Below are 13,061 nucleotides of genomic sequence, written 5' to 3'. Positions count from 1 at the left end.
CCTAAAAGCGGCGTTATACGCGACGCTTTTTCGGCGGACGACAACCGTTATGAGGGATCGGAGTCACATCAGTAATGTTAGTGATGCGAAAACCAGCCGCGTTCAGGGCGCGGATAGTAGACTCACGGCCCGGACCCGGTCCCTTGACCATAACTTCCAGATTCTTGATACCGTACTCTTTCACTGCTTCTGCACAGCGTTCTGCTGCAACCTGAGCGGCGAAAGGCGTAGATTTACGAGAACCACGGAAACCGGAACCACCGGCTGTTGCCCAACCCAACGCATTACCCTGACGATCGGTAATAGTAACGATGGTGTTGTTGAAAGAAGCATGGACATGAGCCACACCGTCAGAGACTTGCTTTCTTACACGCTTACGTGCACGAATAGGTGCCTTTGCCATTATTCAATCACCCCGATTATTTCTTGATCGGTTTGCGCGGACCCTTACGGGTACGGGCGTTAGTCTTGGTACGCTGACCGCGAACCGGCAGACCACGACGATGACGCAAACCACGATAAGTACCAAGGTCCATCAGACGCTTGATGCTCAGGGTAACTTCACGACGCAGATCACCTTCGACAACAAACTTGGCGACTTCGTCACGCAGCTTATCGATTTGCTCTTCAGACAGCTCACTGATCTTAACATTTTCAGCAATACCGGACGCAGCGCAGATAGCCTGCGAGCGGGTTTTGCCGATACCATAGATCGAAGTTAATGCGATAACGGTATGTTTATGATCAGGAATGTTAATGCCTGCTATACGGGCCACTATGCACTCCTACAATTTTATACAGCAATACCATTCTGAAAAGCCCGTTTTCAGGATACTCAAATAGTATTGCAGCTACAGACAAAAGATTGGCTGGCTAATCTAGCCAGCTCAACCCAACTTTGCAAGAAAAATATGCGAGATAATCAGCCTTGACGCTGTTTATGCTTCGGTTCGGCACTGCAGATAATGCGAACAACACCGTTACGCTTAACTACTTTGCAGTTACGACATAATTTCTTGACGGAAGCACGAACTTTCATTTTTACTCTCCGTAACTTCTCAAACTCACCCTAATTAGCGGTTGTAGCCTTTCAGGTTCGCTTTTTTCAATGCAGACTCGTACTGACTCGACATCATCAGAGTTTGCACTTGAGCCATAAAGTCCATGATGACAACGACAACGATCAATAATGACGTACCGCCAAAATAGAACGGTACTTTCATCGCATCACGCATGAACTCCGGGATTAGGCAGATGAAAGTAATATACAGCGCACCGACTAACGTCAGGCGCGTCATTACTTTATCGATATACTTCGCCGTTTGCTCTCCCGGACGAATTCCTGGTACAAATGCACCGGACTTCTTCAGGTTATCTGCCGTTTCACGCGGATTGAAAACCAATGCCGTGTAGAAGAAACAGAAGAAGATGATCGCAGACGCATAGAGTAACACATAAAGCGGTTGTCCAGGCTGCAAATACAGCGAAATTGTAGTCAGCCAGTTCCAACCGGTACCGCCTCCGAACCAGGATGCAATCGTGGCCGGAAACAGAATAATACTGGAAGCGAAGATTGCCGGGATAACCCCCGCCATATTCACTTTCAGCGGTAAGTGCGTACTCTGTGCTGCATAAACACGACGACCTTGTTGACGCTTGGCATAGTTAACGACGATTCGACGCTGACCACGCTCAATGAAAACAACGAAGAAGGTTACTGCAAACACCAAAACTGCAACCAACAGCAACAGGAGGAAGTGCAATTCGCCTTGCCGGGCCTGCTCGATGGTATGTACGATTGCGGGAGGCAGTCCTGCAACGATACCAGCAAAGATTATGATAGAGATACCGTTGCCGATACCCCGTTCAGTAATCTGCTCGCCCAGCCACATCAGGAACATTGTCCCGGTAACCAGGCTGACAACAGCCGTAAAGTAAAATGCAAAGCCCGGGTTAATAACCAGACCCTGCATTCCCGGCATATTCGGCAAACCGGTAGCAATACCGATCGACTGAAATATACCCAGGACCAACGTGCCGTAACGGGTATACTGACTAATCTTGCGACGGCCAGCCTCCCCTTCTTTCTTTATTTCCGCCAGCGTTGGGTGAACCACCGTCAGCAGCTGGATAATAATAGAGGCCGAAATATACGGCATAATACCCAGGGCAAAGATAGAAGCACGGCTGAGAGCACCACCAGAGAACATGTTAAACATTTCAATGATGGTGCCTCGCTGATGCTCAAGCAATTTGGCAAGCACAGTGGCATCAATACCAGGGATAGGAATAAAAGAGCCAATACGGAAAACGATCAACGCACCGATAACAAACAATAGTCTGCGCTTCAGTTCGCCGGCTCCGCCTTTAGCACTCTGAAAATCTAATCCTGGTTGCTTTGCCATCTGCTACTTATTCCTCAATTTTACCGCCAGCAGCTTCAATAGCAGCACGAGCGCCTTTGGTTACGCGCAGACCACGAATAGTTACCGGACGAGTGACTTCGCCAGACAGAATCACTTTCGCGAATTCAATCTGGATACCGATAATATTTGCGGCCTTCAGCGTATTCAGGTCGACTACATCGCCTTCCACGTTAGCCAGATCGGACAGACGAACTTCTGCCGTGATCATCGCTTTGCGGGAAGTGAAGCCGAATTTCGGCAGACGACGATATAACGGCATCTGGCCGCCTTCGAAACCGCGACGCACGCCACCGCCAGAACGAGAGTTCTGACCCTTGACGCCACGTCCGCCGGTTTTACCCAGACCGGAACCGATACCGCGACCCAAACGCTTCGGCGCCTGTTTAGCGCCTTCGGCCGGAGACAGAGTATTTAAACGCATCTGTTACTCCTCCACTTTAACCATGTAGGAAATCGCGTTGACCATACCACGCACAGCGGGAGTATCCTCACGCTCAACGGTATGACCGATACGACGCAGACCCAGGCCAAGCAGCGTTGCTTTATGTTTCGGCAGACGACCGATAGCACTACGGGTTTGAGTAATTTTAATAGTCTTTGCCATGGTTAATTACCCCAGAATTTCTTCAACGGATTTACCACGCTTGGCAGCGACCATTTCGGGGGATTTCATATTGGCCAGACCGTCAATCGTTGCACGAACCACGTTAATCGGGTTAGTGGAACCATAGGCCTTAGCCAGTACGTTATGAACCCCTGCGACTTCCAGAACGGCGCGCATTGCGCCACCGGCGATAATACCGGTACCTTCGGAAGCCGGCTGCATGAACACACGGGAACCCGTATGCGCACCTTTAACCGGGTGCTGCAGAGTGCCGTTGTTCAGCGCGACATTCAACATATTGCGACGGGCTTTTTCCATCGCTTTCTGGATCGCTGCCGGAACTTCGCGAGCTTTACCGTAACCAAAACCTACGCGGCCGTTGCCGTCACCCACTACAGTCAGTGCGGTGAAGCTGAAAATACGACCACCTTTAACAGTTTTAGATACGCGATTTACCGCGATCAGCTTTTCCTGCAGTTCGCCAGCTTGTTTCTCGATGTGAGCCATCTTACACCTCTACCTTAGAACTGAAGGCCAGCTTCACGGGCAGCATCTGCCAGTGCCTGGACTCGACCATGATATTGGAACCCGGAACGGTCAAAAGATACGTCTTTGATACCTTTTTCCAGCGCGCGTTCTGCAATAGTTTTACCTACAGCAGCGGCGGCGTCTTTGTTACCGGTGTACTTCAGTTGCTCAGCGATAGCTTTTTCTACAGTAGAAGCGGCTACCAGGACTTCAGAACCGTTCGGTGCGATGACCTGCGCATAAATATGGCGAGGAGTACGATGTACCACCAGACGCGTCGCACCCAGTTCCTGGAGCTTACGGCGTGCGCGGGTCGCACGACGGATACGAGCTGCTTTCTTATCCATAGTGTTACCTTACTTCTTCTTAGCCTCTTTGATACGCACGACTTCGTCGGCGTAACGGACACCCTTGCCTTTATAAGGCTCAGGACGACGGTAGTCGCGAATCTCCGCAGCAACCTGGCCAACAGCCTGCTTATCAGCGCCTTTCAGCACGATTTCAGTCTGACTTGGACATTCTGCAGTAATGCCGGCCGGCAGTTCGTGATCAATCGGGTGTGAGAACCCAAGAGATAAGTTCACGACATTGCCTTTAATTGCGGCACGATAACCAACGCCTACCAGCTGCAGCTTCTTAGAGAAGCCTTCGGTAACACCGACAACCATGGAGTTCAACAGCGCACGAGTGGTGCCCGCCTGGGCCCAGCCGTCTGCAAAACCGTCGCGCGGAGCGAAAGTTAATGCATTATCAGCCTGTTTAACTTCAACGGCGTCGTGGATTTTACGACTCAGCTCGCCGTTTTTACCCTTAACCGAAATTTCCTGACCGTTGAGTTTTACCTCTACGCCGGCAGGAATGACGACGGGTGCTTTTGCAACACGAGACATTCTTTCCTCCCATTAAGCCACGTAGCAGATAATCTCGCCACCAAGACCAGCCTGGCGAGCTGCACGATCAGTCATAACACCTTTAGAGGTCGAAACAACCGCGATACCTAAACCAGCCATTACTTTTGGCAGCTCATCTTTACGTTTATAGATGCGCAGACCAGGGCGGCTTACACGCTGGATGCTTTCGACTACAGCTTTACCCTGGAAGTACTTCAGTACCAGTTCCAGAACAGGCTTGGTGTCGCCTTCGATTTTGAAATCTTCAATGTAGCCTTCTTCCTTCAGCACGTTGGCAATTGCCACTTTTAGCCTGGAGGAAGGCATGGTGACCGCAACTTTGTTCGCGGCCTGACCGTTACGGATACGGGTCAGCATATCCGCGATCGGATCTTGCATGCTCATCTGTCTTTACTCCCGTGATTCAATTGGTGACAATTACCAGCTAGCCTTTTTCAGACCCGGAATTTCACCGCGCATAGCGGCTTCACGGACCTTGATACGGCTCAACCCGAACTTCCGCAGGAAAGCATGCGGACGACCAGTTTGACGGCAGCGGTTACGCTGACGAGACGGGCTGGAATCACGCGGCAGAGTCTGCAGCTTAAGAACTGCATCCCAACGTTCTTCGTCGGAAGAGTTCACACCAGAGATAATAGCTTTCAATTCCTCGCGTTTAGCGCGGTATTTATCAGCCAGTTTCACGCGAACAGCTTCGCGTGCTTTCATGGATTGCTTAGCCATTAGTAACCCTACCTTACTTGCGGAATGGGAAGTTAAAGGCGGCCAACAGCGCACGGCCTTCATCATCGGATTTCGCAGTGGTGGTAATGGTAATATCCAAACCACGAACGCGATCGACCTTGTCATAGTCGATTTCCGGGAAGATGATCTGCTCACGCACACCCATGCTGTAGTTACCACGGCCATCGAATGACTTGGCGGACAGGCCACGGAAGTCACGAATACGCGGTACAGCAATAGAAATCAGTCGCTCAAGGAACTCCCACATGCGTTCGCCACGCAGAGTTACTTTACAGCCGATCGGATAGCCCTGACGGATTTTGAAGCCTGCAACAGATTTGCGTGCTTTGGTGATCAGCGGTTTTTGACCGGAGATTGCTGCCAGATCGGCTGCTGCGTTATCCAGCAGTTTCTTATCAGCGATCGCTTCACCAACACCCATATTCAGGGTGATCTTCTCGACCCGAGGGACTTGCATGACAGAATTGTAGCTAAACTGTTCAACCAGTTTTTTAACTACTTCGTCTTTGTAGTAATCATGCAGTTTCGCCATCGTACTACTCCAAATTACTTAATAGTTTCACTGTTAGACTTGAAGAAACGGACTTTTTTGCCGTCTTCGAATCTAAAGCCTACACGGTCAGCCTTACCGGTTGCCGCATTGAAGATCGCAACGTTGGAAACCTGAAGCGCAGCTTCTTTTTCAACGATGCCACCCGGCTGATTCAGGGCCGGAACCGGCTTCTGATGTTTTTTAACCAGGTTAATCCCTTCAACGACGATTTTGCCGGAAGACAGGACACTTTTAACTTTACCGCGCTTACCTTTATCTTTGCCAGTCAGCACGATAACTTCGTCATCACGACGGATTTTCGCTGCCATGGTTCGCTCCTTAGAGTACTTCTGGTGCCAGAGAGATAATTTTCATGAACTTTTCGTTACGTAGTTCACGAGTTACCGGCCCAAAAATACGCGTACCGATAGGCTGTTCGCTGTTATTATTTAAAATAACGCACGCATTACCATCGAAGCGAATGACAGAACCGTCCGGGCGACGAACACCCTTCCTGGTGCGCACCACTACCGCCTTCAGCACATCGCCTTTCTTCACCTTACCACGAGGAATTGCTTCCTTGATGGTGATCTTGATGATGTCGCCGACGCCTGCGTAGCGACGGTGCGAGCCACCCAGAACCTTGATACACATTACGCGACGTGCACCGGAGTTATCCGCCACATTCAGCATAGTCTGTTCTTGGATCATTTTAGTGCTCCGCTAATGTCAACTACTACTTTAGGACCCATAAGAGGTCAATAAAATGCCCCATAATTAAGGGCGCAGCATTATAACACTGCTTCCACGCTATGGGTAGAAAAAATAAACGGCCCAAAAAACTTGAGCCGTTTATCGTATTCGAGAACGCTACTCTATTACAGAACAGCTTTCTCTACAACGCGAACCAACGTCCAGGATTTGGTCTTGGACAGCGGGCGGCATTCGCGGATTTCAACCACGTCGCCGATACCGCATTCGTTGTTTTCGTCATGTACGTGCAGCTTAGTCGTACGCTTAATGAATTTACCGTACAGCGGGTGTTTCACGAAACGTTCGATAGTGACAACAATGGATTTTTGCATTTTGTCGCTAACAACACGACCCTGCAGAGTACGAATTTTATCGGTCATTTACGCACCCGCCTTCTCTGTCAGTAAAGTCTTAACGCGTGCAACATTATGACGCACTTGCTTTAACAGGTGAGTTTGTTGCAGCTGGCCACTTGCCGCCTGCATACGCAGGTTGAATTGCTCACGCAGCAATTCAAGCAGCTCGGTGTTCAGCTCTTCAACGCTCTTTTCACGCAGCTCTTTTGCTTTCATTACATCACCGTCTTAGTTACAAAGGTGGTTTTAATCGGCAGTTTCGCTGCTGCCAGTTGGAATGCCTCGCGGGCTAACTCTTCCGGCACACCGTCCATTTCGTACAGGACTTTACCTGGCTGAATCAAGGCAACCCAATACTCAACGTTACCTTTACCTTTACCCATACGAACTTCAAGCGGTTTTTCTGTGATCGGTTTGTCCGGGAATACACGGATCCAGATCTTACCCTGACGCTTAACGGCGCGGGTCATAGCACGACGGGCAGCTTCGATTTGACGAGCGGTCAGGCGACCACGGCCAACAGCTTTCAGACCGAAAGTGCCGAAGCTAACATCCGTACCTGCAGCCAGACCACGGTTGCGGCCTTTGTGCATCTTACGGAATTTTGTACGCTTTGGTTGTAACATCAGCGACTCTCCTTACTTGCGGCCTTTACGCTGCTGCTTTTTAGGTTGAGCAGACGGTTTTTCCGGTTGTTCAACGGCAGCCATACCACCCAGGATCTCACCTTTGAAGATCCACACTTTCACACCGATTACACCGTAAGTGGTGTGCGCTTCGGACGTGTTATAGTCGATATCCGCACGCAGCGTGTGCAGCGGTACGCGACCTTCACGGTACCATTCGGTACGAGCGATTTCAGCACCGCCCAGGCGGCCGCTGACTTCAACTTTGATACCTTTAGCGCCCAGACGCATGGCGTTCTGTACGGCACGCTTCATAGCACGACGGAACATAACGCGACGTTCCAGCTGTGAAGTGATGCTGTCAGCGACCAGTTTAGCGTCCAGTTCAGGCTTACGGACTTCGGCGATGTTGATCTGTGCAGGCACGCCGGCGATATCCGCTACGACCTTACGCAGTTTTTCAACATCTTCACCTTTTTTACCGATAACGATGCCCGGGCGAGCAGTGTGAATAGTCACACGGATGCTTTTAGCCGGACGTTCGATAACGATACGAGAAACGGAAGCTTTTTCCAGTTCTTTCGTCAGGTATTTACGAACTTTAAAGTCGCTGTCCAGGTTGTCAGCGAATTCTTTGGTATTCGCATACCAGGTAGAGTTCCAGGATTTGACAATACCCAGTCGAATACCATTAGGATGTACTTTCTGACCCATTGCTAGTCTCCAGAGTCTCAGCGATCGGACACAACCACAGTGATGTGGCTGGTACGCTTCAGGATACGATCCGCACGACCTTTTGCACGCGGCATAATGCGCTTCATGCTTGGGCCTTCGTCTACGAAGATCTTCGCAACTTTCAGATCATCAATATCAGCGCCATCGTTGTGTTCTGCGTTAGCAATGGCAGACTCCAGTACTTTTTTAACCAGACCAGCAGCTTTCTTGTTGGTATAAGTTAAAACTTCCAGAGCTTGCGACACTTTCTTACCGCGAATCAGGTCAGCCACCAGGCGAACCTTTTGAGCAGAAGAACGAGCGTGGCGATGTTGAGCAATAGTTTCCATCTCTTCCTCCTACCTTAGCGCTTTTTGGCCTTTTTATCGGCCGCATGGCCGCGATAAGTACGGGTCGGCGCGAATTCACCCAGTTTGTGACCGACCATTTCATCGGAAACAAACACCGGAACGTGCTGACGACCATTATGGACAGCGATGGTCAAACCGATCATGTTTGGAAAGATCGTTGAACGACGGGACCAGGTGCGCAGGGGCTTCTTGTCACCGCTTTCCACCGCTTTCTCTACCTTCTTCAGCAAGTGCAGGTCAATAAATGGACCTTTCTTGAGAGAACGTGGCATGGTTTATCCTCTAAAATTATTTAGTACGGCGACGTACGATGAACTTATCAGTACGCTTGTTGCTGCGGGTCTTTTTACCTTTGGTCTGAATGCCCCACGGGGATACCGGGTGCTTACCAAAGTTACGACCTTCACCACCACCGTGCGGGTGGTCTACCGGGTTCATCGCCGTACCGCGAACGGTCGGACGAATACCACGCCAGCGTGCAGCACCTGCTTTACCCAGAACGCGCAGCATATGCTCAGCGTTGCCTACTTCACCCAGCGTTGCGCGGCAATCGGCTTCGATTTTACGCATTTCGCCAGAGCGCAGACGCAGAGTCACGTAAGAGCCTTCGCGGGCAACGATCTGAACGTAAGCGCCGGCGGAGCGAGCAATCTGACCGCCTTTGCCTGGTTTCATTTCTACGTTGTGAACCGTCGAACCAACCGGGATGTTACGCATCGGCAGGGTGTTACCGGGTTTGATAGCAGCATCAACGCCAGACTGAATCTGGTCGCCCGCTTTCAGGCCTTTCGGCGCCAGGATATAACGGCGTTCGCCGTCTTTGTACAGAACCAGCGCGATGTTCGCGGAACGGTTCGGATCATATTCCAGGCGTTCTACTACAGCCGGGATACCGTCTTTGTTGCGTTTGAAGTCAACAATACGGTACTGCTGTTTGTGACCACCACCGATGTGACGGGTAGTGATACGGCCATTGTTGTTACGGCCACCGGTTTTGCTGCTTTTTTCAAGCAGAGGGGCATAAGGTTTGCCCTTGTGCAGCTCAGGGTGAACCACTTTAACAACGTGGCGACGACCCGGAGATGTCGGTTTACATTTAACAATTGCCATTGTTCTTTACTCCTCCGACTTACTCTGCGCCGCCGATGAAGTCCAGATTCTGGCCTTCTTTCAGGGTGACGTAAGCTTTTTTCCAGTCGCTACGACGACCGATACGCTGTCCATGACGTTTCACTTTTCCTTTAACAACCAGGGTGCGAACATCATTAACTTCGACTTCAAACAGTTTCTGCACGGCGGCTTTGATTTCTGCTTTAGTCGCGTCTTTAGCAACTTTGAGTACGATGGTGTTGTTCTTTTCCATCGCTGTAGACGCTTTTTCAGAAACGTGCGGCGCGCGCAGTACTTTCAGCAGACGTTCTTCACGGATCATGCCAGCATCTCCTCAACTTGCTTCACAGCATCAGCAGTCATAACCACTTTGTCGAAGGCAATCAGGCTAACCGGGTCGATACCAGCCGCGTCGCGCACGTCGACCTTGTACAGGTTACGCGCAGCCAGGAACAGATTTTCATCCAGTTCACCGGTGACAATCAGCACATCTTCCAGCGCCAGATCTTTCAGTTTCTGTGCCAGCAGCTTAGTTTTCGGCGCTTCTACAGAGAACTTCTCGACAACGATCAGACGGTCCTGACGTACCAGTTCGGACAGAATGCTTTTCAGCGCGCCGCGGTACATCTTTTTGTTAACTTTCTGACTGTGGTCCTGTGGTTTCGCAGCGAAGGTCACGCCACCAGAACGCCAGATCGGGCTCTTGATAGAACCAGAACGCGCACGGCCGGTGCCTTTCTGACGCCACGGTTTTTTACCGGAACCAGTTACTTCAGCACGGGTCTTCTGAGCACGAGTCCCCTGGCGGGCACCTGCTGCATAGGCAACAACAACCTGGTGTACCAGCGCTTCGTTGAAATCACGACCGAAGGTAGTTTCGGAAACAGTCAGCGCGCTTTGCGCGTCTTTCAATACCAATTCCATTCCTATCTCCTCACGCCTTGACAGCCGGTTTAACGATCAGGTTGCTACCGGTTGCACCCGGAACAGCACCCTTGACCAGCAGCAGGTTGCGCTCAGCGTCAACACGTACTACGTCCAGGCTCTGAACGGTTACGCGTTCATTACCCAGTTGGCCTGCCATTTTCTTGCCTTTAAACACTTTGCCCGGAGTCTGGTTCTGACCGATAGAACCCGGAACGCGGTGAGACAAGGAGTTACCGTGGGTAGCATCCTGAGTACGGAAGTTCCAGCGCTTAACCGTGCCGGCAAAACCTTTACCTTTAGATGTACCGGTAACGTCAACTTTTTTAACGTCAGCGAAAATTTCGACATTAATGCTCTGACCTACGGTGAACTCTTCGCCTTCAGACAGACGGAATTCGCGCAGGATACGGCCGGCTTCGACACCAGCTTTAGCAAAGTGACCGGCTTCAGGCTTAGTGACGCGGTTTGCTTTTTTAGCACCGGTGGTAACCTGAACTGCACGGTAACCGTCGTTGGCCAAGTCTTTAACCTGGGTAACGCGGTTTTCTTCAATTTCGATAACTGTTACAGGGATAGAAACGCCTTCTTCAGTGAAGATGCGGGTCATACCCACTTTTTTACCGACTAAACCAATCATTGTTTCAACCTCTCAATCGCTCAATGACCTGATTAACCCAGGCTGATCTGCACGTCTACACCGGCAGCCAGATCCAGACGCATCAGAGCATCAACGGTTTTCTCGGTTGGCTCAACGATGTCAACCAGACGCTTGTGAGTGCGAATCTCGTACTGATCGCGCGCATCTTTATTGACGTGCGGAGAGATCAGAACGGTAAAGCGCTCTTTGCGGGTCGGCAGCGGGATCGGACCACGTACCTGCGCACCAGTGCGCTTGGCAGTCTCGACGATTTCCGCAGTTGATTGATCGATCAGACGATGATCAAACGCTTTCAGGCGGATACGGATTCTTTGGTTCTGCATGAGACCAGAGCTCCAATTATTTATAAACGTAAATGATTACTCCTCACACCCATTTCGATTGATGGGGGAGTGTAATCGTTGGCACATAACCCCCATATCGGGAGTATTGTCTGGCTAAAAATGATTAGCCGGCTGAATCGTATTAGACCGAAACAGGCTTACCATAATCTGGCAAGCCCGCGCATTATACGTAAATTTGCTCAGGAAGCAACCCATTAACGGAAAACGGCAGGAAAATAGTGGAAAAAGGCGGCGCGGGATGAGTAAGCCGGGGATGCGTTCCCGGCTGGAGTAACAAATCAGGAAGCGGCTTTTAATTGCGTCTGCAGGTAATTCTGAATCCCCAGACGACCGATCAAATCCAGCTCGGTTTCAAGCCAGTCGATATGCTCTTCCTCGTCGGCCAGAATTTCAATCAGCAAATCGCGACTGACGTAATCACGTACGGAGTCAGCATAGGCGATACCGTCGCGCAAGTCCTGCGCGCCTTGCAGTTCCAGATTTAAATCGGAACGCAACATTTCCTCAACATCCTCGCCGATGTTAAGTTTGCCAAGATCCTGCAGATTGGGAATGCCTTCCAGAAAGAGAATGCGCTCAATATAGCGATCGGCATGCTTCATTTCGTCAATCGACTCATGATACTCATGCTCGTTAAGACGTTGTAATCCCCAGTTTTTGAACATGCGTGCATGCAGAAAATACTGATTGATTGCGACCAACTCGTTACCCAGTAATTTATTCAGGTGTGTAATGACTTTTTTATCGCCTTTCATAGATCAACCCTCCGCTCCTGTTCTTAACAGTGTAGAACCGGTTAGCAGAGTGTCAAAAAATAACCACTATTTCTATGCCACTTTATCTATATTCGCGATTTTTGTCTGTTCTTCCTCCAGAATGATCCGCGCCTGCTTGATGCACTTGCCGCATTCAGTACCGACAGGAACAATCTGACGCAGCTGTTTCATTGTCCGCGGCTGGTACTGGTGTACCGCTTTACGAATCACTTTGTCTGATATGGAATTACACAAGCACACATACATTCGGAAACGACTCTTTTCTCATCACTGCGCCTTATTGTAAATAAGAATAGTTGGCATTTCAATTCACATTTGCGATAAGACCCATAAAAAAGGGCGCCTAAGCGCCCTTTCTATAGCTCTTTAGTTATCGTGTGATTAAGCGATAACTTTAGCAACAACGCCAGCACCTACAGTACGGCCGCCTTCACGGATGGCGAAACGCAGACCGTCGTCCATTGCGATCGGCGCAATCAGGTTGACGACCATCTTGATGTTGTCGCCCGGCATCACCATTTCCACGCCTTCCGGCAGTTCGATCGTACCGGTTACGTCCGTAGTACGGAAGTAGAACTGCGGACGGTAGCCTTTGAAGAACGGAGTATGACGGCCGCCTTCATCTTTGCTCAGGATATACACTTCAGATTCAAACTGCGTGTGCGGTTTAATTGAACCCGG

28 protein-coding genes are annotated in these 13,061 nt (G+C 50.3%); all 28 read right to left on the bottom strand.

The features are described from left to right. Positions 1-13 precede the first annotated feature (13 nt). Entirely contained in the window at positions 14-403 is a 390-nt protein-coding gene (gene rpsK / locus FJU30_RS25835) for a 30S ribosomal protein S11 (protein ID WP_002438687.1), read from the bottom strand. A 16-nt stretch (positions 404-419) separates the two neighbouring features. Next, positions 420-776, bottom strand: coding sequence for a 30S ribosomal protein S13 (gene rpsM, locus FJU30_RS25830; protein WP_150437818.1), 357 nt, complete (start codon positions 774-776; stop codon positions 420-422). Positions 777-922: 146 nt separating this feature from the next. Further along, positions 923-1,039, bottom strand: a complete 117-nt coding sequence (rpmJ, locus tag FJU30_RS25825; RefSeq protein WP_150437817.1) for a 50S ribosomal protein L36 — start codon at positions 1,037-1,039, stop codon at positions 923-925. A 34-nt stretch (positions 1,040-1,073) separates the two neighbouring features. Next, positions 1,074-2,405 carry a preprotein translocase subunit SecY gene (gene secY / locus FJU30_RS25820; protein WP_150437816.1) on the bottom strand — a complete coding sequence of 444 codons (1,332 nt, stop codon included), beginning with the start codon at positions 2,403-2,405 and terminating at the stop codon, positions 1,074-1,076. Between the two features lie 7 nt (positions 2,406-2,412). Continuing rightward, on the bottom strand, positions 2,413-2,847 hold the full coding sequence (gene rplO / locus FJU30_RS25815) for a 50S ribosomal protein L15 (RefSeq protein ID WP_150437815.1): 435 nt from the start codon (positions 2,845-2,847) through the stop codon (positions 2,413-2,415). 3 nt (positions 2,848-2,850) lie between these two features. Continuing rightward, positions 2,851-3,030 (bottom strand): 50S ribosomal protein L30, encoded by a 180-nt coding sequence (rpmD, locus tag FJU30_RS25810; protein ID WP_002438695.1) that lies wholly within the window; start codon positions 3,028-3,030, stop codon positions 2,851-2,853. Between the two features lie 6 nt (positions 3,031-3,036). Then, positions 3,037-3,537 (bottom strand): 30S ribosomal protein S5, encoded by a 501-nt coding sequence (rpsE, locus tag FJU30_RS25805; RefSeq protein ID WP_150437814.1) that lies wholly within the window; start codon positions 3,535-3,537, stop codon positions 3,037-3,039. 14 nt (positions 3,538-3,551) lie between these two features. Beyond that, entirely contained in the window at positions 3,552-3,905 is a 354-nt protein-coding gene (gene rplR / locus FJU30_RS25800) for a 50S ribosomal protein L18 (protein ID WP_150437813.1), read from the bottom strand. Between the two features lie 9 nt (positions 3,906-3,914). Continuing rightward, entirely contained in the window at positions 3,915-4,448 is a 534-nt protein-coding gene (gene rplF, locus FJU30_RS25795) for a 50S ribosomal protein L6 (protein ID WP_150437812.1), read from the bottom strand. A 12-nt stretch (positions 4,449-4,460) separates the two neighbouring features. Continuing rightward, the gene (gene rpsH / locus FJU30_RS25790) at positions 4,461-4,853 is read right to left on the bottom strand and encodes a 30S ribosomal protein S8 (protein ID WP_150437811.1); all 393 of its coding nucleotides are present in this window, start codon (positions 4,851-4,853) and stop codon (positions 4,461-4,463) included. Positions 4,854-4,886: 33 nt separating this feature from the next. Further along, positions 4,887-5,192: a 30S ribosomal protein S14 gene (gene rpsN, locus FJU30_RS25785; RefSeq protein ID WP_048637249.1), complete on the bottom strand. Its 306-nt coding sequence runs from the start codon at positions 5,190-5,192 to the stop codon at positions 4,887-4,889. A gap of 13 nt (positions 5,193-5,205) precedes the next feature. Further along, on the bottom strand, positions 5,206-5,745 hold the full coding sequence (gene rplE / locus FJU30_RS25780) for a 50S ribosomal protein L5 (RefSeq protein ID WP_150437810.1): 540 nt from the start codon (positions 5,743-5,745) through the stop codon (positions 5,206-5,208). Between the two features lie 14 nt (positions 5,746-5,759). Beyond that, positions 5,760-6,074 carry a 50S ribosomal protein L24 gene (gene rplX, locus FJU30_RS25775; protein ID WP_150437809.1) on the bottom strand — a complete coding sequence of 105 codons (315 nt, stop codon included), beginning with the start codon at positions 6,072-6,074 and terminating at the stop codon, positions 5,760-5,762. A gap of 10 nt (positions 6,075-6,084) precedes the next feature. Beyond that, entirely contained in the window at positions 6,085-6,456 is a 372-nt protein-coding gene (gene rplN, locus FJU30_RS25770; RefSeq protein WP_020322771.1) for a 50S ribosomal protein L14, read from the bottom strand. Between the two features lie 167 nt (positions 6,457-6,623). Continuing rightward, positions 6,624-6,878 carry a 30S ribosomal protein S17 gene (gene rpsQ / locus FJU30_RS25765; protein WP_150437808.1) on the bottom strand — a complete coding sequence of 85 codons (255 nt, stop codon included), beginning with the start codon at positions 6,876-6,878 and terminating at the stop codon, positions 6,624-6,626. Continuing rightward, positions 6,879-7,070 (bottom strand): 50S ribosomal protein L29, encoded by a 192-nt coding sequence (rpmC, locus tag FJU30_RS25760; protein ID WP_150437807.1) that lies wholly within the window; start codon positions 7,068-7,070, stop codon positions 6,879-6,881. It abuts the gene before it with no gap. Further along, entirely contained in the window at positions 7,070-7,480 is a 411-nt protein-coding gene (gene rplP, locus FJU30_RS25755; protein WP_009111208.1) for a 50S ribosomal protein L16, read from the bottom strand. The genes rpmC and rplP overlap by 1 nt, the downstream gene beginning before the upstream one ends. Positions 7,481-7,492: 12 nt before the next feature. Continuing rightward, positions 7,493-8,194, bottom strand: coding sequence for a 30S ribosomal protein S3 (rpsC, locus tag FJU30_RS25750; protein ID WP_150437806.1), 702 nt, complete (start codon positions 8,192-8,194; stop codon positions 7,493-7,495). 17 nt (positions 8,195-8,211) lie between these two features. After that, the gene (gene rplV / locus FJU30_RS25745) at positions 8,212-8,544 is read right to left on the bottom strand and encodes a 50S ribosomal protein L22 (protein WP_009111207.1); all 333 of its coding nucleotides are present in this window, start codon (positions 8,542-8,544) and stop codon (positions 8,212-8,214) included. Positions 8,545-8,558: 14 nt separating this feature from the next. Beyond that, entirely contained in the window at positions 8,559-8,837 is a 279-nt protein-coding gene (gene rpsS, locus FJU30_RS25740; protein ID WP_004929772.1) for a 30S ribosomal protein S19, read from the bottom strand. Positions 8,838-8,853: 16 nt separating this feature from the next. Beyond that, on the bottom strand, positions 8,854-9,675 hold the full coding sequence (gene rplB, locus FJU30_RS25735) for a 50S ribosomal protein L2 (RefSeq protein ID WP_150437805.1): 822 nt from the start codon (positions 9,673-9,675) through the stop codon (positions 8,854-8,856). 19 nt (positions 9,676-9,694) lie between these two features. Beyond that, entirely contained in the window at positions 9,695-9,997 is a 303-nt protein-coding gene (gene rplW / locus FJU30_RS25730; protein WP_009111205.1) for a 50S ribosomal protein L23, read from the bottom strand. Further along, positions 9,994-10,599, bottom strand: a complete 606-nt coding sequence (rplD, locus tag FJU30_RS25725) for a 50S ribosomal protein L4 (RefSeq protein WP_150437804.1) — start codon at positions 10,597-10,599, stop codon at positions 9,994-9,996. Before rplD ends, rplW begins: the two co-directional genes overlap by 4 nt. A gap of 10 nt (positions 10,600-10,609) precedes the next feature. Further along, on the bottom strand, positions 10,610-11,239 hold the full coding sequence (gene rplC, locus FJU30_RS25720) for a 50S ribosomal protein L3 (protein WP_150437803.1): 630 nt from the start codon (positions 11,237-11,239) through the stop codon (positions 10,610-10,612). Positions 11,240-11,271: 32 nt separating this feature from the next. After that, positions 11,272-11,583: a 30S ribosomal protein S10 gene (rpsJ, locus tag FJU30_RS25715; protein WP_001181005.1), complete on the bottom strand. Its 312-nt coding sequence runs from the start codon at positions 11,581-11,583 to the stop codon at positions 11,272-11,274. A gap of 299 nt (positions 11,584-11,882) precedes the next feature. Beyond that, complete coding sequence (gene bfr / locus FJU30_RS25710; RefSeq protein ID WP_150437802.1) at positions 11,883-12,359, bottom strand: bacterioferritin; 477 nt, start codon at positions 12,357-12,359, stop codon at positions 11,883-11,885. Positions 12,360-12,431: 72 nt separating this feature from the next. After that, entirely contained in the window at positions 12,432-12,626 is a 195-nt protein-coding gene (bfd, locus tag FJU30_RS25705) for a bacterioferritin-associated ferredoxin (RefSeq protein ID WP_150437801.1), read from the bottom strand. A 135-nt stretch (positions 12,627-12,761) separates the two neighbouring features. Beyond that, the coding region (locus tag FJU30_RS25700) for an EF-Tu C-terminal domain-related protein (RefSeq protein ID WP_449500876.1) at positions 12,762-13,061 on the bottom strand (300 nt) is incomplete at its 5' end.

The sequence above is a fragment of the Affinibrenneria salicis genome (assembly GCF_008710095.1).
This window is presented reverse-complemented; position numbering and strand designations above follow the sequence as displayed.

Coding starts and splice junctions, on each gene's coding strand:
- rpsK (WP_002438687.1), bottom strand. CDS start 403: ATGGCAAAGGCACCTATTCGTGCACGTAAGCGTGTAAGAAAGCAAGTC.
- rpmJ (WP_150437817.1), bottom strand. CDS start 1,039: ATGAAAGTTCGTGCTTCCGTCAAGAAATTATGTCGTAACTGCAAAGTA.
- secY (WP_150437816.1), bottom strand. CDS start 2,405: ATGGCAAAGCAACCAGGATTAGATTTTCAGAGTGCTAAAGGCGGAGCC.
- rplO (WP_150437815.1), bottom strand. CDS start 2,847: ATGCGTTTAAATACTCTGTCTCCGGCCGAAGGCGCTAAACAGGCGCCG.
- rpmD (WP_002438695.1), bottom strand. CDS start 3,030: ATGGCAAAGACTATTAAAATTACTCAAACCCGTAGTGCTATCGGTCGT.
- rpsE (WP_150437814.1), bottom strand. CDS start 3,537: ATGGCTCACATCGAGAAACAAGCTGGCGAACTGCAGGAAAAGCTGATC.
- rplR (WP_150437813.1), bottom strand. CDS start 3,905: ATGGATAAGAAAGCAGCTCGTATCCGTCGTGCGACCCGCGCACGCCGT.
- rplF (WP_150437812.1), bottom strand. CDS start 4,448: ATGTCTCGTGTTGCAAAAGCACCCGTCGTCATTCCTGCCGGCGTAGAG.
- rpsH (WP_150437811.1), bottom strand. CDS start 4,853: ATGAGCATGCAAGATCCGATCGCGGATATGCTGACCCGTATCCGTAAC.
- rpsN (WP_048637249.1), bottom strand. CDS start 5,192: ATGGCTAAGCAATCCATGAAAGCACGCGAAGCTGTTCGCGTGAAACTG.
- rplE (WP_150437810.1), bottom strand. CDS start 5,745: ATGGCGAAACTGCATGATTACTACAAAGACGAAGTAGTTAAAAAACTG.
- rplX (WP_150437809.1), bottom strand. CDS start 6,074: ATGGCAGCGAAAATCCGTCGTGATGACGAAGTTATCGTGCTGACTGGC.
- rplN (WP_020322771.1), bottom strand. CDS start 6,456: ATGATCCAAGAACAGACTATGCTGAATGTGGCGGATAACTCCGGTGCA.
- rpsQ (WP_150437808.1), bottom strand. CDS start 6,878: ATGACCGATAAAATTCGTACTCTGCAGGGTCGTGTTGTTAGCGACAAA.
- rpmC (WP_150437807.1), bottom strand. CDS start 7,070: ATGAAAGCAAAAGAGCTGCGTGAAAAGAGCGTTGAAGAGCTGAACACC.
- rplP (WP_009111208.1), bottom strand. CDS start 7,480: ATGTTACAACCAAAGCGTACAAAATTCCGTAAGATGCACAAAGGCCGC.
- rpsC (WP_150437806.1), bottom strand. CDS start 8,194: ATGGGTCAGAAAGTACATCCTAATGGTATTCGACTGGGTATTGTCAAA.
- rplV (WP_009111207.1), bottom strand. CDS start 8,544: ATGGAAACTATTGCTCAACATCGCCACGCTCGTTCTTCTGCTCAAAAG.
- rpsS (WP_004929772.1), bottom strand. CDS start 8,837: ATGCCACGTTCTCTCAAGAAAGGTCCATTTATTGACCTGCACTTGCTG.
- rplB (WP_150437805.1), bottom strand. CDS start 9,675: ATGGCAATTGTTAAATGTAAACCGACATCTCCGGGTCGTCGCCACGTT.
- rplW (WP_009111205.1), bottom strand. CDS start 9,997: ATGATCCGTGAAGAACGTCTGCTGAAAGTACTGCGCGCGCCGCACGTT.
- rplD (WP_150437804.1), bottom strand. CDS start 10,599: ATGGAATTGGTATTGAAAGACGCGCAAAGCGCGCTGACTGTTTCCGAA.
- rplC (WP_150437803.1), bottom strand. CDS start 11,239: ATGATTGGTTTAGTCGGTAAAAAAGTGGGTATGACCCGCATCTTCACT.
- rpsJ (WP_001181005.1), bottom strand. CDS start 11,583: ATGCAGAACCAAAGAATCCGTATCCGCCTGAAAGCGTTTGATCATCGT.
- bfr (WP_150437802.1), bottom strand. CDS start 12,359: ATGAAAGGCGATAAAAAAGTCATTACACACCTGAATAAATTACTGGGT.
- bfd (WP_150437801.1), bottom strand. CDS start 12,626: ATGTATGTGTGCTTGTGTAATTCCATATCAGACAAAGTGATTCGTAAA.